Source organism: Curtobacterium sp. ER1/6 (assembly GCF_001742745.1).
Classification (GTDB): Bacteria; Actinomycetota; Actinomycetes; order Actinomycetales; family Microbacteriaceae; genus Curtobacterium; species Curtobacterium citri.
This window is the reverse complement of the sequence record NZ_MJAK01000008.1, coordinates 123240-140419: the sequence shown is the minus strand read 5'-3', so window position 1 is coordinate 140419 and position 17180 is coordinate 123240. Positions and strand designations below refer to the sequence as shown.

Annotated in this window: 24 protein-coding genes; 9 read left to right on the top strand and 15 right to left on the bottom strand. The window is 68.2% G+C overall.

What is annotated here, in order from left to right:
- Positions 1-310: 310 nt before the first annotated feature.
- From Cus16_RS12685 to Cus16_RS12680, 3 genes are all read left to right on the top strand, one after another.
- Positions 311-1093: a toll/interleukin-1 receptor domain-containing protein gene (locus Cus16_RS12685; RefSeq protein WP_069713010.1), complete on the top strand. Its 783-nt coding sequence runs from the start codon at positions 311-313 to the stop codon at positions 1091-1093.
- Position 1094: 1 nt separating this feature from the next.
- The gene (locus tag Cus16_RS16425; protein WP_141718975.1) at positions 1095-1505 is read left to right on the top strand and encodes a hypothetical protein; all 411 of its coding nucleotides are present in this window, start codon (positions 1095-1097) and stop codon (positions 1503-1505) included.
- 257 nt (positions 1506-1762) lie between these two features.
- Positions 1763-2020: a hypothetical protein gene (locus tag Cus16_RS12680; protein WP_069713009.1), complete on the top strand. Its 258-nt coding sequence runs from the start codon at positions 1763-1765 to the stop codon at positions 2018-2020.
- A 169-nt stretch (positions 2021-2189) separates the two neighbouring features.
- On the opposite strand, the gene Cus16_RS16420 is transcribed toward Cus16_RS12680, so the two are convergent.
- On the bottom strand, positions 2190-2390 hold the full coding sequence (locus tag Cus16_RS16420) for a hypothetical protein (protein WP_141718974.1): 201 nt from the start codon (positions 2388-2390) through the stop codon (positions 2190-2192).
- A gap of 141 nt (positions 2391-2531) precedes the next feature.
- A complete protein-coding gene (locus tag Cus16_RS12675) occupies positions 2532-3128 on the bottom strand; it encodes a TetR family transcriptional regulator (RefSeq protein ID WP_069713008.1) in 597 nt (198 codons plus the stop codon).
- A 99-nt stretch (positions 3129-3227) separates the two neighbouring features.
- Between Cus16_RS12675 and Cus16_RS12670 the strand changes: the two genes are divergently transcribed.
- On the top strand, positions 3228-4175 hold the full coding sequence (locus Cus16_RS12670; RefSeq protein ID WP_069713007.1) for an aldo/keto reductase: 948 nt from the start codon (positions 3228-3230) through the stop codon (positions 4173-4175).
- Positions 4176-4261: 86 nt separating this feature from the next.
- Here Cus16_RS12670 and Cus16_RS12665 read toward each other — a convergent pair whose 3' ends face one another.
- Together Cus16_RS12665 and Cus16_RS12660 are read right to left on the bottom strand one after the other, a co-directional pair.
- Positions 4262-4714, bottom strand: coding sequence for an NUDIX domain-containing protein (locus Cus16_RS12665; RefSeq protein WP_069713006.1), 453 nt, complete (start codon positions 4712-4714; stop codon positions 4262-4264).
- Positions 4715-4914: 200 nt separating this feature from the next.
- Positions 4915-5331 carry a GNAT family N-acetyltransferase gene (locus Cus16_RS12660; RefSeq protein ID WP_069713005.1) on the bottom strand — a complete coding sequence of 139 codons (417 nt, stop codon included), beginning with the start codon at positions 5329-5331 and terminating at the stop codon, positions 4915-4917.
- Positions 5332-5455: 124 nt separating this feature from the next.
- Between Cus16_RS12660 and Cus16_RS12655 the strand changes: the two genes are divergently transcribed.
- Both Cus16_RS12655 and Cus16_RS16070 read left to right on the top strand, forming a co-directional pair.
- Positions 5456-6007, top strand: a complete 552-nt coding sequence (locus Cus16_RS12655; RefSeq protein ID WP_141718973.1) for a GNAT family N-acetyltransferase — start codon at positions 5456-5458, stop codon at positions 6005-6007.
- 153 nt (positions 6008-6160) lie between these two features.
- A complete protein-coding gene (locus Cus16_RS16070) occupies positions 6161-6661 on the top strand; it encodes a GNAT family N-acetyltransferase (protein WP_083263944.1) in 501 nt (166 codons plus the stop codon).
- Positions 6662-6781: 120 nt separating this feature from the next.
- On the opposite strand, the gene Cus16_RS12650 is transcribed toward Cus16_RS16070, so the two are convergent.
- Complete coding sequence (locus Cus16_RS12650) at positions 6782-7921, bottom strand: glutathione-independent formaldehyde dehydrogenase (protein ID WP_069713003.1); 1140 nt, start codon at positions 7919-7921, stop codon at positions 6782-6784.
- A 385-nt stretch (positions 7922-8306) separates the two neighbouring features.
- The gene (locus Cus16_RS12645; protein WP_069713002.1) at positions 8307-8588 is read right to left on the bottom strand and encodes a hypothetical protein; all 282 of its coding nucleotides are present in this window, start codon (positions 8586-8588) and stop codon (positions 8307-8309) included.
- Between the two features lie 96 nt (positions 8589-8684).
- On the opposite strand from Cus16_RS12645, the gene Cus16_RS12640 reads away from it, so the two are divergent.
- Positions 8685-9254 carry a GNAT family N-acetyltransferase gene (locus Cus16_RS12640; protein ID WP_069713001.1) on the top strand — a complete coding sequence of 190 codons (570 nt, stop codon included), beginning with the start codon at positions 8685-8687 and terminating at the stop codon, positions 9252-9254.
- Positions 9255-9269: 15 nt separating this feature from the next.
- Here Cus16_RS12640 and Cus16_RS12635 read toward each other — a convergent pair whose 3' ends face one another.
- From Cus16_RS12635 to Cus16_RS12615, 4 genes are all read right to left on the bottom strand, one after another.
- Entirely contained in the window at positions 9270-9488 is a 219-nt protein-coding gene (locus Cus16_RS12635; RefSeq protein WP_069713040.1) for a cold-shock protein, read from the bottom strand.
- Between the two features lie 471 nt (positions 9489-9959).
- Positions 9960-10175, bottom strand: coding sequence for a hypothetical protein (locus tag Cus16_RS12630; protein WP_069713000.1), 216 nt, complete (start codon positions 10173-10175; stop codon positions 9960-9962).
- Positions 10176-10381: 206 nt separating this feature from the next.
- A complete protein-coding gene (locus Cus16_RS12625) occupies positions 10382-10657 on the bottom strand; it encodes a hypothetical protein (protein ID WP_189319596.1) in 276 nt (91 codons plus the stop codon).
- Positions 10658-11114: 457 nt separating this feature from the next.
- A complete protein-coding gene (locus Cus16_RS12615) occupies positions 11115-11744 on the bottom strand; it encodes a helix-turn-helix transcriptional regulator (protein WP_083263942.1) in 630 nt (209 codons plus the stop codon).
- Positions 11745-11770: 26 nt separating this feature from the next.
- On the opposite strand from Cus16_RS12615, the gene Cus16_RS12610 reads away from it, so the two are divergent.
- Both Cus16_RS12610 and Cus16_RS12605 read left to right on the top strand, forming a co-directional pair.
- The gene (locus Cus16_RS12610; RefSeq protein ID WP_069712997.1) at positions 11771-12028 is read left to right on the top strand and encodes a hypothetical protein; all 258 of its coding nucleotides are present in this window, start codon (positions 11771-11773) and stop codon (positions 12026-12028) included.
- Between the two features lie 29 nt (positions 12029-12057).
- On the top strand, positions 12058-12657 hold the full coding sequence (locus Cus16_RS12605; RefSeq protein ID WP_069712996.1) for a hypothetical protein: 600 nt from the start codon (positions 12058-12060) through the stop codon (positions 12655-12657).
- Between the two features lie 13 nt (positions 12658-12670).
- Here the strand turns inward: Cus16_RS12605 and Cus16_RS12600 are convergent, their stop codons facing one another.
- From Cus16_RS12600 to Cus16_RS12580, 5 genes are all read right to left on the bottom strand, one after another.
- A complete protein-coding gene (locus Cus16_RS12600) occupies positions 12671-13621 on the bottom strand; it encodes an alpha/beta hydrolase fold domain-containing protein (RefSeq protein ID WP_141718971.1) in 951 nt (316 codons plus the stop codon).
- Between the two features lie 90 nt (positions 13622-13711).
- Positions 13712-14479: an ABC transporter ATP-binding protein gene (locus tag Cus16_RS12595; RefSeq protein ID WP_069712994.1), complete on the bottom strand. Its 768-nt coding sequence runs from the start codon at positions 14477-14479 to the stop codon at positions 13712-13714.
- A complete protein-coding gene (locus Cus16_RS12590) occupies positions 14479-15285 on the bottom strand; it encodes an ATP-binding cassette domain-containing protein (protein ID WP_069712993.1) in 807 nt (268 codons plus the stop codon). The genes Cus16_RS12595 and Cus16_RS12590 overlap by 1 nt, the downstream gene beginning before the upstream one ends.
- Positions 15282-16205: an ABC transporter permease gene (locus tag Cus16_RS12585; protein ID WP_083263941.1), complete on the bottom strand. Its 924-nt coding sequence runs from the start codon at positions 16203-16205 to the stop codon at positions 15282-15284. Before Cus16_RS12585 ends, Cus16_RS12590 begins: the two co-directional genes overlap by 4 nt.
- The gene (locus tag Cus16_RS12580; protein WP_069712992.1) at positions 16202-17164 is read right to left on the bottom strand and encodes an ABC transporter permease; all 963 of its coding nucleotides are present in this window, start codon (positions 17162-17164) and stop codon (positions 16202-16204) included. Before Cus16_RS12580 ends, Cus16_RS12585 begins: the two co-directional genes overlap by 4 nt.
- Positions 17165-17180 lie beyond the last annotated feature (16 nt).

Below are 17180 nucleotides of genomic sequence, written 5' to 3'. Positions count from 1 at the left end.
GCCTCCGTAGGGGAGTGTGGACGAGGTCAATGCTTGCCCGGCAAGAGCCAAGAACGACCGCACACTGTGCCGGGCCGCCTGTCCGTATAGGGCCCGGTCAGCGCGACGATCAGCGGACTAGGTATGTGAGACGACTCTCCTACCGCGTCTCCCGCTGTACGAAGTGCCCGATGTGTAGTCCGGTCGGCGACCGGTTAACGGACACCTTCGTCATGAGCATCATTCGACCTTTGCCTCAGAATGTCGGCCGCCTCTGCCATGATGTCCCCCAAAGCGAGGACTTACTGCATCCTTGGGAGGGAGAACGTCAATGGCGAAGTTCGACGCCAACAAGTTCAAGCGCGACCTGCAGGCCGCCCAGCGGAAGGCCGAGGCTCAGGTGAAGCGCCAGGTCGACGAGATCAACCGCAAGAATCAACGCGCAGTCGACGACCATAACCGGAAGGTTCGCGCCCACAATCAGAAAGTGGTCGACCAGTTCAACCGGCAGGTGAACTCGCACAACCAGGAGGTCCGCCGGGTGAACGTGCACAACGCTCGCGTGGTGGGAGACCTGCAGAAGCAACTCCGGTCAACAGGATCTGGGCCGCGATACACGCCGTCCGAGCAGGCGCTCGCTGATCGTGTCCAGGAATCGCTGGTCTCGCGCGACGAGCGTGAGTGGGACGTCTTCCTCAGTTACGCGCGGATCGATGGCGCTGACGCCGCCGAAGCGTTGCGCTCATCACTCGAAGTACTAGGAGTGCGGGTCTGGTTCGACGAGGTCGCGATCGTTCCCGGCAAGAGCCAGTCTCTTCAGATGGATCAGGGGCTCCGAAAGGCGCGAGCTGGGATCGTGCTACTCACTCCTGCGTACCTCGTCGGTCGGTTCTGGACCGAGCGCGAGCTCGGTGCTCTCCTTCGAAAATCGACACTGATCCCCGTGCTGCACGGAGTCGACTTCAAGGCGGTCGAGGAGTACAGCGGGATCCTGCCGGATCTTGCTGGATTCGAGACGGCGCGGGACGACATCTCCTCGATTGCGGAGAAGATCGCTGCGGCGATTCTACCGGCTGATGCAACCATCGAGGCAGGTTCCGGCTCCGATGAGTGACGTGGCGACCTTGCAAGGAATCGAGGAAGCGCTCCGACCGCTGGCTCTTCGCGAAGCTGACTTCGCCGCAGGCGATGCGGTGGTTGCGCAGATCGCGAAGCTGAGGAGCGCTATCGACGCCACCGACGCCCGTGACGAACCGTGGTTGATCAGCTGGCTTTCCGACGAGCATTACAAGGGTGCTGTCTTGTACGCGGCAGCGAAGACCAACTGGAAGCACGAACAGGCAGGCAGGGGTTCGCGGGCGGACCGCCAAATACGCAACCAAGTGGTGTTGAGGTTCAATCGGTGGGTAGAGCAGCTCAGGGCTCGTCTCGGTGAGTATCGCAGTGGATCCCGCTCAGCAGCAGCAGTGGCTGCGTGGCGCGCCGAGATTGCCCGCTTCAAGGAAGACCCCGTAAGGAACATTTAGGCACCCGAAGACGCCATCGCCGCCCAGGGATCTCTCGGAGCTCGTGTGAGCGCACCAGAGGTGCCGAGCCACCGGCTCAGCCGAGTTCAGCGGCTCGGCACCTGCTCGCCGGGAGGTTCGTATGCCGATCCTTCAGCGAGACACCCTTGGTGCCATGCAGTGCCGCTTTATTCGCGCTAGCCAGAGACGGCGCTTTGCGTGATTGAGCCTGAGGGCCGCCAGTTAGGCTCGACGCGGATCGAAGGACGGGACCCAGGATGGCTTCTGACGAAGAACGGCCTCACGTGCCACTGCGCGACCTCGTCGGTGAGCTGACGGCGGCGCCCCTGCCGGAAGGAACGAGGGCGGAATCGATCTTCATGATGATCAAGCTCGATGACGGTTCCTGGTGCGCGCGGTCCATCGGTGACAGCTACAACAGCTCGGAGTTCCTGGGTGAGCTCATTGGATACACGCACGCCGCCACGCTGAGCGCCGCGAACGAATGGCTCGACGACCCGGAGTGGGAGTCCTAGCGCTTCGGGGTTCCCTTCTACGGGAACGAACGGCAGGTTGATGTGCGCCCCGCCCCAAGTTCAAGCGAATTCGTCTTAATAACCGATGGTCGTCCAATACGTGGATGCGACGTCGAGGTCAGAGCTGACCGACCCTGAGTACCGCTGTTGGATGCTCCAGCTCTTTGACTCAATCGCGATCTCGAGCTCGGCCGATCAGCGCGTCGACCCACAGGCCCACGCCGGCGGCTAGAAGGCCGACGCCGAGGATCCATGTCGGAAAGCCGTGGGTCGTGATCGCGGCCCGCATCGGCGTCAGTAGGCACACCAGACCCAGCACGAGGAATGCGGTTGCAACGCTCGCCGGACGCCAGAACTTGGACTTCCTCATGAGACGAACTTAGCCAGCATCAGACGGCGAGGTCTTGATTCCAGCCCGTCCGCTAGCCGATCGTCTATCGATACGGCACTGGTGCTGGTGGGTGAGGCTGATTCTTCTGTGTCGTGCAGACCAGAATGTCTCTGAGCGGCGTCAGTGGGCAGTATCGAGTGTGCGGAAGGCCCGATGCAGCAGATCGGCCGGGTCGGCATCGGCGGAGTCGTCCCTGGCCCAGGTGCTGACGGCGACGTCGAAGCAGCCCAGCGCCGCCTGCACGAGCGTCTGGGCTCGGAGCTCGGCGTCGTCGCCGGGGAGTCGTTCGACGACGAGGGGCACGAGGGCATCGGCCCAGGTCATGTGCTTCTCGAGGTTACGTGCGCGGAGCGCGGGCGTCCGCAGCATCACCCGAACTGAACGACGGCCGGCGTCGGAGTCACCGCCCCGCTCGAGCATCGTCACGAACGCGTTGCGGAGCGCCTGCCATACCGGTTCGTCAGCCGGGCGAGAGCGCAAGGCGTCGGTGAGGTCGTCCCGGTGGCGAGCCGGGTCACCGATGACGGCGTCCTCCTTACCGGGGAAGTAACGGTGGAACGTCCGCGCGGAGATGCCGACCTCCGTCGCGATCTGCTCGACGGTCACCTCGTCGAAGCCGTCGGCATCGAACCGGGCCACCGCGACGGCCGCGATCCGGGAGCGCACCGCGTCGCGCGTGATGTCGCGGAGGCTCGTCCCGCTCGTCGTCTCGACCACGGCAACAGTCTACCGTTCTGGCACCCTACGCCGTACTTGACAGACACTGACAAAAATGGCGTATTGTGCCAGTATCGCTCCACGACGGAAGGAACCACCATGCAGCAGCGCTCTCTCGGTGACCAGGGACTGGTCGTGAGCGCCATCGGCTACGGCGCGATGGGCACCGCGTTTGCCTACGGGCCGAGTGACGACATGGAATCGACCGCGGCGATCCGGCAGGCGCACGAACTCGGTGTCACGCACTTCGACACCGCCGAGCTCTACGGCTGGGGCGTCGGCGAACGGCTGCTCGGCAGCGCGCTCGCCCCGATCCGCGACGAGGTCACCATCGCGACGAAGTTCGGCTTCGCCCACGGTGCGTACACGCCGGATTCACGTCCGGAGCACGTCCGCGAAGTGGTCGAGGCGAGCCTGCGGAACCTCGGCACCGACTCCATCGACCTGCTCTACCAGCACGTGCACGACCCGGCGGTGCCGATCGAGGACGTCGTCGGCGTCATGCAGGAGTTCGTCGATGCCGGCAAGGTCCGGTACCTCGGCCTCTCGAACACCGACGCCGAGCAGCTCCGTCGGGCGAATGTTGTCCACCCGATCTCGGCGTTCCAGACCGAGTACTCCGTGTTCGCGCGCGAGTCCGAGGCGCTGTTCCCGGTCGTGGACGAACTCGGCATCGGCGTCGTCGCCTACTCACCGCTGGCGCGCGGCTTCCTGAGCGGGGCGGTCCGACCGCGCTCCGCGTACCCGGCCGACGACCTCCGGCACATGCTGGACTGGTGGGCGCCGGAGCACTTCGACGCCAACGTCGCCGTCGTGGACGGGCTGGCCGCGATCGCTGCGGACATGGGCGTGCCGCTCTCGCAACTCGCGCTGGCGTGGGTCATGGCGAAGCGCGGCGACCTCGTCCCGATCCCTGGATCGCGCAATCCGGCCCGGGTGGCCGAGAACGTGGCGGCCGCCGACCTCGAGCTCACCGCCGACGTGGTGGCCCGGATCGACGCGCTTTCCGAGCGTGTGCAGGGACAGCCCGCGGCCGCGACCGTCTGACACGGGTTCTGCGCGGAAGGAGGGCCGCGGCACCACTTGTCGTGATCCTCAGGAACAATCGGTCGGACCGCCCGCTAGCCGATCGGTCATTGGACAGCGTCGCGCATCACCTGTTCGATCCACTCGTGATGATCCAGCTCACTGAGCTCGGCGAGTGTCACCCACTGAGTCTCGAGCACTTCATCTTCGTCGAGGGCGAAGGCCGCGGCATCAAGTGAGCAGAGGTATGCCACCGTCACGTACCCAACGTGGTCTCCATTGGGGTAAACGTTCTCGAGAAGGATGCCGCCGTAGGCGCCGACGATCCGGATGATGTTGCTGTCGACGCCGAGCTCTTCTCGCACTTCGCGCTGCAGAGCGGCGCGCGGCTCTTCGCCGGGTTCAACGCCGCCACCGATCAGGCTCCACCGTCCGGAGTCGCGCTGGCGGGCTACCAGGAAGCGATTGCCGTCTCGGACGACCGCGGTCACGCCGGGAAGGAGGAGGTAGCTGCTGCCCACCTGCTCTCGCAGCGATCGCACGTACTCAGAAACCGGCATGTCCCGAAGCTATCGCCCGCCCTGCGATCGAGGATCGGCTTGTGAGGTAGTTCGATCAGGAACCGAACAGGCCAAGTCCTGCCGAGATGGCTACCCCGAGACCCATGACTATCGTCACCGTGCTCCCGACGACCACTGCCAGCCGTTGATCCTTGTTCATCCCCATAGCCCGAGCCTAGGTGTGCCCAGTGGGCGATCGGCTACCCGACGCGCGCCATCAAATTCGACGGTTCAGCCAGGGGTCGGAAGCCGTACTGCGCGTAGAGGCCGTGCGCATCCCCGGTCGACAGGAGTGTTCGCTTCAAACCGAGAGGTTCAAGGTCGTCGATGACGGCAGCGATGAGCATTTTGCCCACGCCTCGCCTACGTACTTCCGGCGCGACGAAGACGTCGCAAAGCCACGCGAAGGTCACGCCGTCAGTCACCACTCGGGCGTATGCGACCTGCTCACCGGTGTCCTCGTTGTAGACGCCGTAGTTCCGCGATCCTTTGATGGCAGCGTCTTGTGTCTCACGGGAACGTCCTTGCGCCCAGTACGACTGCTGACTCAGCCAGGCGTGCACCCGCGCTCGATCCACGCGCGCCGTCTGGGCAGAGGTGCCGTACCGCTCGGTCATGTCCTCACCGTAGTGACACGTCCGCTCGCAATCTACTAGCGGTCGCTGCTGGTGATTGACCATCACCTCGCGCACGTCCGTGAATGCTTGCGTTCGTCGCGGGAAGTTGCAGTAGCGTCCTTCCGTGCGCTTGCCCTACGAACTTGGCGATGAATACCGCCTTGCTCTCCGTGACGGTTCAACGGTGGAGGCGATGCACGCACTGACTGTCAGCGAGTTGCCACGCCTGCGCGCTTGGGAGCCCTGGGCTGCTGCGGATCAAACCCTTGCGTCCGCGCAGTCGTACGCCGCGTTCACTGCAGCGTCGTACGAGCAGGGAGCGAGCCTGCCCACGGTGATCATGCACGGACGCGACGCCGTCGGGAGTGCATCGCTGCGCCTCGACCGGTACGCCGGCATCGGAGAGTTGGGCTTCTGGATCGCTGCTGCGCACGAAGGGCGTGGAGTGGTGACCCGAGCATGCGAAGCCCTCATCAAGGAAGCACACTCGGAGGGCTTGGCGCGGATCGAGATCCGAACTGCGGTCATGAACACTCGGAGTCGTGCGGTGGCTGAGCGTCTGGGCTTCCTGCACGAGGGAACCCTCCGCTCCGCGCTTCCGCTCAACCCGCGACGGGCTGACGTGGCCCTCTACGGATTGGTGCTTGCTGTGGGAGATGGTGCCCACCACCCCTGATTGGCTACGGGAGTGGCTCTTGATCTTGCTCCTCGCACCACGACGCCCGTCCCGCTGACCGCGAGCCGACCGCCCGCTAGCCGATGGGGAATCGAAGGGGTGATAGCTTGTTGGCAACGAAGCCTCCGCCGACCACGGCGGAGGTTTTCTCGTATGAGCACTCCCACGCCCCTGACCATCACCGCATCTGACGAACGACACCGCCCAGAGCTCGAACAGCTCTGGACCATGTTCCGGCACGAGATGACCGCCTTCACCGGCACGCTCCCCGACAAGCACGGCCGCTTCCGCCAAGAACGACTCGATGCAGGCCTCTCCAAACCGGGATGGTCGGCGCAGATTCTCCACCTCGGACCGCACCCGGTCGGGTTCGCGGTCATCCGCGGACTCGACACGAAGGAGCACGTGATCAGTAGCTTCTTCATCGTGCATGGGGCGCGACGCTCTCAAATTGGACGAGCAGCCGTGACAGAGCTGACCGCCGCGCACCCCGGTTGGTGGGCTGTTGCCTTCCATGACCGCAACGAGGTCGCAGCGAACTTCTGGCGCACGGTTGCTACTGAACTCGACCGGTCATGCACGTTCGAGCAGCGAGACGTCCCCGGTCGACCGGAACTGCCCTCCGACTCCTGGGTCCGATTCTGTGTCCGATAGCCGATCGGCTATCGGACATTGCTGCTGTGGTGGCTATGCGCTGTTGCTTGGCGAAGTGAACGACGAGACAAGAAGGGCCGGTCGGGATCACGTCCCGGCCGGCCCCTCGCACACACCAATTCAGGGGTTCAGGACGACCTTGGTCCAGCCATCGTCGCGGGCGTCGAAGTGCTGGTAAGCGTTCGGGGCGTCCTCGAGCGAGAGGTTGTGGCTGACGATGAACGACGGCTCCGCCTTACCCGCGGCGATCAGGTCGCGCAGCTGACGGTTGTACCGCTTCACGGGCGCCTGCCCGGTACCCATGTGCTGGCCCTTGAAGAAGAACGTGCCGTAGTCCAGCGCGATCTGCCCCTTCTTCGCAAGCTCGTCCGACGCCCCCGGGTCCTCCGGCAGGTAGACGCCGACGACGCCAATCCCGCCCGTGAACCGCACCGACGCGATGAGGCGATTGAGCACGAGGTTCGGCTGCTCATTGCCCTGGTCATCGTGGGCCTGGTAACCGACAGCCTCGATGCCGCAATCGGCTCCGAGGCCGAGGGTCGCATCGAGGACCGCCTGCACCGGGTCGACCTTGGAGTCGTCCACCGCGATCGCACCGATCGACTCGGCGAGCCGCAGCCGGTCCGCCTGACGATCAACGACGAAGATCCGCGCGGCACCCTTGATTGACGCCGACAGCGCTGCCATCAGCCCGACGGGGCCGGCGCCGTAGACGACGACCGTGTCACCTGGCTTCACGCCGGCGAGCTCGGCTCCGTGCCAGCCGGTCGGGAAGATGTCGGAGAGCATCGTGTAGTCGTTCTCCTTCTCAACGGAGTCCTCGCCGAGCCGGAGGGCGTTGTAGTCGCCGAACGGCACGCGGAGCAACTCGGCCTGGCCGCCGCGGTAGGGGCCCATGTCGGCGTAGCCGTACGCGGCTCCGGCAGCGGCCTCGTTCGGCTGCATGGTCAGGCAGAAGCTCGACCACCCGCGCTCGCAGTTCTTGCAGAAGCCGCACGCGACGTTGAACGGCAGGACCACCCGGTCGCCGATCCGGACCTTCTGCACGCCGTCGCCGACCTCGATCACGGTGCCGAGGTTCTCGTGTCCGAACACACTGCCGGTCTCGATGTCGGTCCGGCCCTCGTACATGTGCAGATCGGACCCGCAGATGTTCGTCGCGGTGATCTTGACCAGGATGTCGGTCGGCTGTTCGACCTTGGCATCCGGGACATCCTGGACACTGACGTCGTGGGGGCCGTTGTAGACAACTGCGCGCATGGTTGCTCCGTTCGGGTCGTCGGCGCCGTCGTCAGCACCGGACTCAGCAGACGGTACGCGCGCGGTACGAACGCTCCCTGCGGAGTACGCAGAGGGGACGATCGATGCGAAGACGAATCGAGGTACACCCGTTGAGGTCACGGGGCAGTTGGTCGGAACCCAGACACGGACTCAGCCCTCCAGCTTGCCCGGCGGGTCCGCTGTCAACCAGACATCAGGCCGGGAGGGGTGCACGGAACCCTTCGCTCACGGATCAGGCACGCTGAAGAGCTCGAAGGCTTGCCAACCACCCTTAAGCATCTCGATAGCCGATCGGCTACCGAGACAGCGGCCAGCCTTCGCTGACCGAGCTCAGGATGAGAATCGGCGGGCTCACCGGCACGTCCTAGGACTCCCGCCCGGCGACGTTCGTTTCCCAGTGTGCGAACACGATTGAGTCGCCCAGACCCAGTTCCCGAGCAATCGCCCCGGCCAGACGCTCACCCTTGAGTCGCTGCTCATCGCGGGTCCTTGTATCGGGCCAGCCAGTCTCGTAGGAGTACAGCGAATTGAACGTGGCAGCCCATTGGCGGATGTCTGCCTCGAGCCACGCCGGTAGCTGCGGCTCCCCATCCGGCGCTCCGCCGTCGTCCCGCCAGAGCGGCCAGTCGGCGCTGTAGTCGTTCATGAGTCGATAGCGCACCTTCACAGGATCGCACGAGCGCCTGCAACATGTTCCGATGGCGAATCGATCCCTGAACCTGACTCTTGCGAGGATGACGGGGTGCGCACTTCTCCGTGGCCCGCTCAGAGCGGGGCTCTCCTCCTCCGCGACCCTCAACCCGAGGACGCAGACCAGCTCGTCACACTGCGGAACGACCCGGTCGTCAACCGGTTCATGCTCCGCACCCACGTCGATCCGGACGCCTACGCCGCAGAGTGGGCGAGCATCCCCGACAGCGACACCGACTTTTCGTGCATCGCGGAGCTGGACGGCCAGCTCGCCGGCTTGGGGTTCCTCGACGTTGTCGACGGCCTCGGACAACCAGGGATGCCCGAAGGCACGCAAGGGGTCATCGGCTACATGCTGCAACCCGACCTCGCCGGACGGGGACTGGGAACAGACCTGGCACACGGTCTCCTGACCGCAGCGTTCGACGTCCTCCGGCTTCGACGCGTCACCGCGAGCTGCAACGCCGACAACGTCGCCTCAGCCCGCGTCCTCGAGAAGACCAGCATGCGACGCGAGCAGCACGGCATCGAGGACTCCTGGCACGCCGACCTGGGCTGGGTCGACGGCTACCAGTACGCCATGCTCGATCGCGAGTGGGCCCCCGCTCGGACCGTCCGATAGCCGATCGGTCACCGGTCACACGATCGCGACGTTGTGGGCACGGAAGAAGTAGCCGTCCTGCCCCGGCGGATACGGCTCTACTTCGAACCGGACACGTTGTCCGGCTCTCAGCGAGTGGTAGCCGGTCATGTCGACGTTGGAGAAGTGAACGAAGACCTCCGACTCGACCTCGTTTGAACGGAGAGCGCCCCAACCGTCCTCGTCACTCCACCAGACACACACGCCATCGACCATCTGCACCAGCGCACGCTACCGCGCTATCGTCCGATAGCCGATCGGTTTCTGAGACGGCCGATTAACAGTTGCCAGCCTGGCGCGCGACGACATAACGGCGCAGACCTCTCGGTCGTGCGACGATCGCTTTCGTGAACGACGCAGACCTCTCTCCTTACGGGGACCGAAGCCCGGCACCGGGCGCTTCACCCGTTCGGGCCGAGTGGAACGGACGAGCGGTCGGTCTCGCCGTCCTGACTATCGTCGCTTCGGTGGGTGCGCTGGCTGGCGCCTTCTACTGCATTTGGATCGTCGTAGCGGCTCCCGAGGGTGGAGGGGTGAACTTCGCTCTCGGATACATCGGCCTCGCGGTCGTCTGTCTCGCCGTCATCGCGGGATGCGTGACGGCGAGTGCCCGCGCTGCAGGACGCCGCTAGTGGCGCCGTCCGGTCCTCCATCTACTGCCGGTCGTACACCGGGTCGGTGCTCGGTTCATCCGAGCATTAGTCCGAAGCCGAGCAGGAAGGCAAACGGCGACAGGACGAAGAGGAACACGACGAGGGCGATGATGGCAGCCGTCACCGCGGCAACGCTCGTGGTCACGACGGACAGGAGGCTCACGAGACCCAATGCTCGCCTCACGTCGCCGCCGGTTGCGTTGGTGGTAGTTGCCTCCTCGAGGAAGGCACGCATCGGGTCGTCGGTCACTGCGCCAGGGTACGAAGAAGATGACGCACGGTAGAAGTCGTGCGGAGGCGAATGTGTCGAAGGGCGTGGTGGTCGCTCGCGTGCCGGGGGTGTGAGCACAACCCCACACCTTCATCTACTCCGGACCCTGACCACAGCGCCCAAATTCGGCGTGACAGCATCCCTAGCATCCGTCTCGATAGCCAATCCCATATCGAACTGGTTGGTCAGTCGAGGGCCGACAGCTTGTTCTTCAAAGCCTTGATGTAGATCCATACGGCCGGGTCTTCAAACCCTTCCCTGTTCCCGAGCGCCTCAGCATCGGCGACAAGAGATTCTCCACGGACGCGGACCACCGATTCGGGAAGCGTGTAGCAGTCCTCCCGCAGAGCGTCGATCGCCTCGGACAGGTCTGCGTCGAGCGGGCGCACACCCTCCTGTAGATCACCAAACGCGGACTTCAACCGCAGATTTTCACGAACATCACTCATGTCTGAGATCATTGCACGAATCAGACGGGGTCTCGATAGCCGATGCCCTCAGAGCGCCGACGAGCACGCCGCCGAGGCAGACGCCCGGCAGCAGCTCGCAGCGGCCAGGACCCGCCGTCTACAGCGTCTCCGCCGTCTCCTCATCGGCACACCCGCGTGGGCGGCCGCGATGCTCCTCACGGTCACCCCCGCCCACGGATGGTGGTCCGCCGGCGCTGTCGCTGCCGCCATCGACGTCGAGGCCGCCGAGCTGACCTTCCGGGGCCCGCTCACGGACGCTTTGCTCCTCGCCGCCGCGATGCTCCTGCCGCAGATGCTCACGTGGGTGCGCGGGCTCAGGCTTTGGCGAGTTCTTAAGACAGCCCACCGAAGCGGGTGCTCGAGCACCCCGTGACGAAGCGAGGCCCGCAACCGGACGGTTGCGGGCCTCGCTTCGTCGTGCCCGGACGGTCCGGTCGGGACGGTCCGGTCAGGACGGACCCACCGCCACCGGAGTCGCCCGTGGGGATCCTCCGGCTGTCCGGCCGCCCTCCGCCGTCGTCCGACGGCGGTAGTGGAGCGGCGACTGTCCGACCTCGCGCTTGAACGCGTTGCTGAACGCGCTCTCCGAGCCGTAGCCGAGCTCGGCAGCCAACGCCTTCACCCGGACCTCGGGGTCGCGGAGCGCGCGCTGGGCCAGGACCATCCGCCAGCGAGCCAAGTAGGTCAGGGGCGGACTCCCGGACACGTTGCGGAAGCGTTCTGCGAAGCCGGTGCGGGACATGCCGGCGATGCGCGCGAGGTCCGACAGCGCCCACTGCTCACCGGGCCGGTCGTGCATCACCCGCAGCGCGGGAGCGAGCGTCTCGTCGGCGAGGAGGCGCAGCCAACCGACGGGTGGGTCGTCCTGGTCGAGGTACCCACGCAGCAGCTCCAGGAGCATCAGTTGCGCGTTCTGCCGGATCGCGAAGGCGGAGCCGAGGCGGCCGCTGGACGCCTCACGGAACAGCTGCGCGACGAGTGCGGCCAGGCGGGAGGCCGTCGCGGTCTGCGCGCGGACGTGGACCAGCCCGGGCAGGGCCGTGCGGAAGAGCTCCTGCCCCGTCGGGCTGACCTGGATCCAGCCGCCGCGACGACGGGGCGACCGTGATCGACCCGGAGGTGGGCAAGAAGACCGTCGAGCAGGGCGCCGCGACCATCGTCTTCACCGCGTCGAGCCCGCTGCTCGACGGTGTGGGTGGCGTCTACCTCAAGGACAACGACGTCGCGCCGATCGACGACGCCGTCCGACCGATGACCGCCGACAGCATCCCCGCCGACGCGAACTCGGCGATGCTCGACCCGGAGGACGCCGCCCGGCTCTGGGACCTCAGTGAGCGGCTCCTGCGTGACCGCGCCCGGTGACCGCTCTGCGCTGCTCCTAGGATGGCCGGGTGGTCGCCGGGATCGAGTTCTACGCCTCGGACGACGACGTCGACGCCTTCCTCGACCACGTCGGTGAAGGGCGGACGAGCACCATCTGGCCGTGGCCCGTCGTGCAGTCGGACCCCGTCAGCCTCACGCGCGAGGAGGCCTGTGCCGAGCGAGCCGTCATGGTGCTGTCCGGAGCGTTCGGTCCGTCGGTCGTCCTGCACCGCGACGACCCTGCGGTGCAGGACGGGTCGCTGACGGCGGTGCCGGCGGCGATCACCTTCGAACGACTGGCCCCGGAGCCCGGCCTGGGGATCGTGGACCCCGACCGCTCTCCGGTGCTCCTCTGGCAACCGGGTCAGGTGCACGATCGGGCGTTGCGGCCGCACAGCATCGGTTCCCAGGCGCGGGCGATGCACGCCGTTGCGCCGGCCTACGAGCAGTGGGTCCGGCGGGCGACGAGCTGGATCCGGCGACACGGGACGAAGGTCTGGGGGCTCGAGCAGCAGGCGGTCCGACCGGACCTCGACATCAGGCTCGGCACGGTGAGCGCCGTCTACGCCCTCCCCGGCGCGCTCCGGCTCCTCGAGGCCGGTGCGACGGGTCTCGACACGTCGGCCTGACCGCCGTCGGGAGTCAGCTCCGGTCGATCGGTGGGCGGTCCGGGAAGAACGCGCCGTGCAGCGCGTCCGCCTGGGCGCGCCAGAACGCTCGTGATACGGGCTTGCGCGGCATGATCGCGTCGAACCCGTGGAACGCCCCCTCGACCACCTCGAGCGCGCAGGGGACCCCCGCGGCCCGCAGCGCAGCCGCGTAGCGCAGGTCCTCGTCGTGGAACAGGTCGAGCGTCCCGACCCCGATCCACGCGGGCGGCAACCCGGTGTGGTCGATTCGGCGAGCCGGCGCCGCGTACTCCGAGACGCCCGCACCGCCGGGCGGGCGACCGAGGTACGACGTCCACCCGTAGCGGTTGCTCGCGCGGGTCCACACCCGCACGCCCTCGAGCGTGTGGTCGGTCCGCACCACGGTGCGGTCGTCGATCATCGGGTAGACGAGCAGCTGGAACGCCACCGCGACCTCGGCCCGGTCGTGTTCCATCAGGACGAGCCCCGCGGCGAGGCCGCCGCCGGCACTGGCACCACCGACGGCGATGCGCTCGACGTCGACGCCCAGGGCGTCCGCCTGGGCCACGAGCCACCGGAGCGCGGCTGAGCAGTCGTCGAGCTGCGCGGGGGCGTGCGCGGCCGGTGCGAGGCGGTAGTCGACGCTGACGACGACGATGCCGAGGGTCCGGGCGAAGTCGATGTTCGAGCGCTCGTCGATGAGCGCCGTGCCCGACACCATCCCGCCGCCGTGGATCCAGAGCAGGGCGGGGACCCGGCCGACGGCCGATCGGGGGCGGTACACCCGGACGGGGACCGCTGGCTGCCCGTCGACTCCGGGGATGGTCCGGTCCTCGACGACCAGGTCCTCCGCACCGCGGGTGCCCCTGGGACGGACGCGGTTGAGCAGCGCGGTCGACACCGGGCCGAACCGGATCGGCGGGATGAACCGCCCGGCTGCCAGGTCGGGGTGGAAGTGGACCACGGGGCGCTCCTGTCCCTGGTGCGGAGTCAGCGCCGGGCTGCACCCGGGCTGCGGTCGCGGCGATCGTAGCCCGCGGAGCCGGGTCCGGTGTCAGACCGGCAACCGCGGCACCGCGTCCAGCAGTGCCCGCGTGTACGCCGACTCCGGCTCCGCCAGCACCCGCCCGGTCGCTCCCGACTCGACGACCCGGCCGCCGCGCAGCACCACCGTGCTCGCGCACAGCCGCGCCACGACCGCCAGGTCGTGCGACACGAGCACGATCGTCATCCCGTGCTCCGCCGCGAGGCGCTCGAACAGCTCGAGGACCGCGACCCGAGTCGTCAGGTCGAGCGCGCTCACCGGCTCGTCGGCGACGAGCACCCGCGGCCCGGACACGACGGCCCGGGCGATCGCGATGCGCTGCCGCTGTCCGCCGGAGAACTCGTGCGGGTAGCGCCGTCCGGCGTCCCCGTCGAGCCCGACGTCGCGGAGCGCGGCCTCGATCCGGTCGGACGCCTCGGCACCGGACGCCACGGCGAGCGACCGGAGCGGCTCGCCGACGATGCGGTCCACGCGCTGCCGGGGGTCGAGCGACGAGTACGGGTCCTGGAAGACGGGCTGCACGGCCGCACGGAACCGACGCATGCCGACCCGGTCGCGCAGGTCGAGCGGTGCGCCGTCGAAGGACACCGTCCCGGTGTGCGGCGCGTCCAGTCCGAGCAGGAGCCGGAGGACGGTCGACTTGCCCGCCCCGGACTCACCGACGATACCGACGTGGCCGCCGGGCTGCACGGCGAACGACACGTCGTCGAGTGCGAGGCCGGTGTTCCTGCCCGGGTACCGGTACGAGACCGCGTCGAGTGCGAGCAACGGGTCCATCAGGCACCCCTCCGTCCGGCGTCGAGCGCGTCCTGCAGTGCCCGGGCGCTCCCGACGAGCCGCTGCGTGTACGGCTGGGCGGGGGACCGGACGACGTCCTGCACGGGGCCCTCCTCGACGGTCCGACCGTGCTCGAGCACGAGGACCCGGTCGACGGTCCGCGCGACGACCGGCAGGTCGTGGCTGATGAAGAGCAGTCCCATGCCACGGTCGGCGACGGCACGGTCGAGCAGGTCGAGCACCTGCGCCTGCACGGTCACGTCGAGGGCGGTGGTCGGCTCGTCGGCGATGAGCACGCGGGGCCGGCAGGCGAGCGCCATGGCGATCGCGACCCGCTGCCGCTGCCCGCCGGACAGCTCCCACGGGTACGACCGGACCACGCGGTCCGGGTCGGGCAGGGCGACGTCGGTGACGGCCGCCCGGACGGCGGCGCGGAGCTCCGCGCCGCGGAGGCCCCGGTGCCGACGCAGCGGTTCGGCGATCTGGTCGCCGGCGCGCATGAGCGGGTCGAGGGCGGTCATCGGCTCCTGGAAGACCGGTGCGACGGCCGTGCCGCGCACGCCGCGCAGCGTGCGCTCGGACGCGCCGACCACCTCGACGTCGCCGACGCGGACGGACCCGGTCGCGGTGAGACCGGCGGGGAGCAGGCCCTGCACCGCCAGGGCGGTCAGCGATTTGCCGCTGCCGGACTCGCCGACGATGCCGAGGCGCTCGCCGTCGCCGACGGCGAAGGTGACGCCGTCCACGAGGACCGCGCCGTCGGCGGTGGTGATGCGCAGGTCGGTGACCTGGACTGCCGGGGTCATGCGGGCCTCCCGTCCGTCGCTCCGGTCTCGGTGGCCGCGGCCACCGGTCCGGCCTGGAGGCGCGACCCGCGTCCCCGGGTCGCGCCGCGTCCGCGACGGGTCGGGTCGGCGACGTCGCGCAGCCCGTCCGCCAGCAGGTTCGCGCCGATCACGAGCACCACCAGGGCGATGCCGGGGGCGAGGACGCCAGCGGGGGCCTCGAACGCGGTCTGCTGCGCGTCCTGCAGCATGCGTCCCCAGGAGGCGTTCGGCGGCGGGGCACCGAGGCCGAGGTACGACAGGCTCGCCTCGGCGAGGACGGCGAGCCCGAACTGCAGCGCGAGGTTCACGGCGAGGGTCGGCCAGGCGTTCGGCAGCACGTGCTGCACGACGATGCCGGCCCACGACGTGCCGGAGGTACGGGCCGCGGTGACGTAGTCCTGCCGCAGCACGCGACGGGCGAGGATGCGGACGATGCGCGCGACGACGGCGGACATCACGAGTCCGATCGCGACGATCGCGGTGCCGAGCGATGCGCCCCGGGCGGCCACGAGCAGCATCGCGACGAGCAGCGTCGGGAACGCGATGACGATGTCGAGCACGGCGGACAGGGTGTCGTCGAGCCACGGGCGGGCGAAGGCGGCGACCAGGCCGATCGCCGTGCCGAGCAGCCCGCCGAGCAGGACCGCGCCGAGGCCGGTCGCGAGGGCGATCCGCGCGCCCACCAGGAGCTGTGACGCGAGGTCGCGGCCGAGGGTGTCCGTGCCGAGCCAGTGCGCTGCGCCCGGTGGGGTCAGTCGACCGCCGGTCGTGTCGTACAGCGAGTACGGCAGCCAGAACAGGGACACCACGGCGGTGACGAGGACGATGCCGACGAAGACGGCGCCGACGACGAGCGACACGGAGCGGCGGGCGGGCCGGGCGGCGGGGCGGGCGCTCATCGGTTCCCCGAGACGGTCGCGCGCAGGCGCGGATCGACGATCCGCTGCACGACGTCGGCGGCGAAGCCGATGACGAGCACCGCGACGGTGGAGACGAGGAGCACGCCCTGGATGCTCGGGTAGTCGTGCTGCTCGATGCCGGTGATGAGCATGCTGCCGAGGCCGGGCAGCGCGAACACGCTCTCGACGACGACGGCGCCGAGGAAGGTCGACGCGAGCTCGATGCCGAGCACGGCGATCACGGGGACGACCGCGGACCGGACGCCGTGCCGGAGGAACGCCGACGCGGTCGACGCCCCGAGGGCCCGGGCCGTGCGGATGTGGTCGGCGCCGAGGACGTCGAGCACGGCGCTCCGGACGTAGCGGGCGATGGACGCGGTCATGACGACCGCGACGGTGATGATCGGCAGGGCGAGGGACTCGAGTGCGTCACCCGGGTACGCCCAGTCGTCGCGGGGGAACCCGCTCGACGGCAGGAGTCCCCACTGCAGCGACACGACCTGCACGAGCAGGATGCCGATCCAGAACACCGGGACGGCGACGCCGAGCTGCGTGATGCCGGACAGCAGCACGCCGTACCAGCGATCCGCCCGCGCCGCGGCGACGAACCCGACCACGCTCGCCAGCACGACCGCGACGACGAACGCGATGAGTGTCAGCGGCACGGTGACGACGAGCCGCTGCGCCAGGTCCGGCAGCACCGGCAGGCCGCTCGTGAACGAAGTGCCGAGGTCGAACCGCAGCATCTGCCCGAACCACGTGGCGAACTGCTGCGCCAGCGGGAGGTCGGAGCCGACCGCCCGCCGGGCCGCCTCGACCTGGTCCGGGGTCGCGTTGGCGGCGAGCAGCGCGTTCGCCGGGTCGCCCGGCAGGATCCGGAGGAGCGCGAACACCACCACGAGTGCCACGAGCAGGGACACCACGAGGATGCCGAGGCGGCGGAGGACGTAGCGGGTCATGCGGGGGAGCGGGATC

What these genes read in the sequence shown, in the direction of transcription:
- Cus16_RS12645 (WP_069713002.1), bottom strand. Translation starts at nt 8,588, where the DNA reads ATGAACGACTACAGCGCCGACTGGCCGCTCTGGCGGGACGACGGCGGA.
- Cus16_RS12650 (WP_069713003.1), bottom strand. Translation starts at nt 7,921, where the DNA reads ATGCGCGCAGTTGTCTACAACGGCCCCCACGACGTCAGTGTCCAGGAT.
- Cus16_RS12580 (WP_069712992.1), bottom strand. Translation starts at nt 17,164, where the DNA reads ATGACCCGCTACGTCCTCCGCCGCCTCGGCATCCTCGTGGTGTCCCTG.
- Cus16_RS16070 (WP_083263944.1), top strand. Translation starts at nt 6,161, where the DNA reads ATGAGCACTCCCACGCCCCTGACCATCACCGCATCTGACGAACGACAC.
- Cus16_RS12625 (WP_189319596.1), bottom strand. Translation starts at nt 10,657, where the DNA reads ATGATCTCAGACATGAGTGATGTTCGTGAAAATCTGCGGTTGAAGTCC.
- Cus16_RS12660 (WP_069713005.1), bottom strand. Translation starts at nt 5,331, where the DNA reads ATGACCGAGCGGTACGGCACCTCTGCCCAGACGGCGCGCGTGGATCGA.
- Cus16_RS12685 (WP_069713010.1), top strand. Translation starts at nt 311, where the DNA reads ATGGCGAAGTTCGACGCCAACAAGTTCAAGCGCGACCTGCAGGCCGCC.
- Cus16_RS12635 (WP_069713040.1), bottom strand. Translation starts at nt 9,488, where the DNA reads ATGGTCGATGGCGTGTGTGTCTGGTGGAGTGACGAGGACGGTTGGGGC.
- Cus16_RS12585 (WP_083263941.1), bottom strand. Translation starts at nt 16,205, where the DNA reads ATGAGCGCCCGCCCCGCCGCCCGGCCCGCCCGCCGCTCCGTGTCGCTC.
- Cus16_RS16420 (WP_141718974.1), bottom strand. Translation starts at nt 2,390, where the DNA reads ATGAGGAAGTCCAAGTTCTGGCGTCCGGCGAGCGTTGCAACCGCATTC.
- Cus16_RS12680 (WP_069713009.1), top strand. Translation starts at nt 1,763, where the DNA reads ATGGCTTCTGACGAAGAACGGCCTCACGTGCCACTGCGCGACCTCGTC.
- Cus16_RS12595 (WP_069712994.1), bottom strand. Translation starts at nt 14,479, where the DNA reads ATGGACCCGTTGCTCGCACTCGACGCGGTCTCGTACCGGTACCCGGGC.
- Cus16_RS12665 (WP_069713006.1), bottom strand. Translation starts at nt 4,714, where the DNA reads ATGCCGGTTTCTGAGTACGTGCGATCGCTGCGAGAGCAGGTGGGCAGC.
- Cus16_RS12590 (WP_069712993.1), bottom strand. Translation starts at nt 15,285, where the DNA reads ATGACCCCGGCAGTCCAGGTCACCGACCTGCGCATCACCACCGCCGAC.
- Cus16_RS12670 (WP_069713007.1), top strand. Translation starts at nt 3,228, where the DNA reads ATGCAGCAGCGCTCTCTCGGTGACCAGGGACTGGTCGTGAGCGCCATC.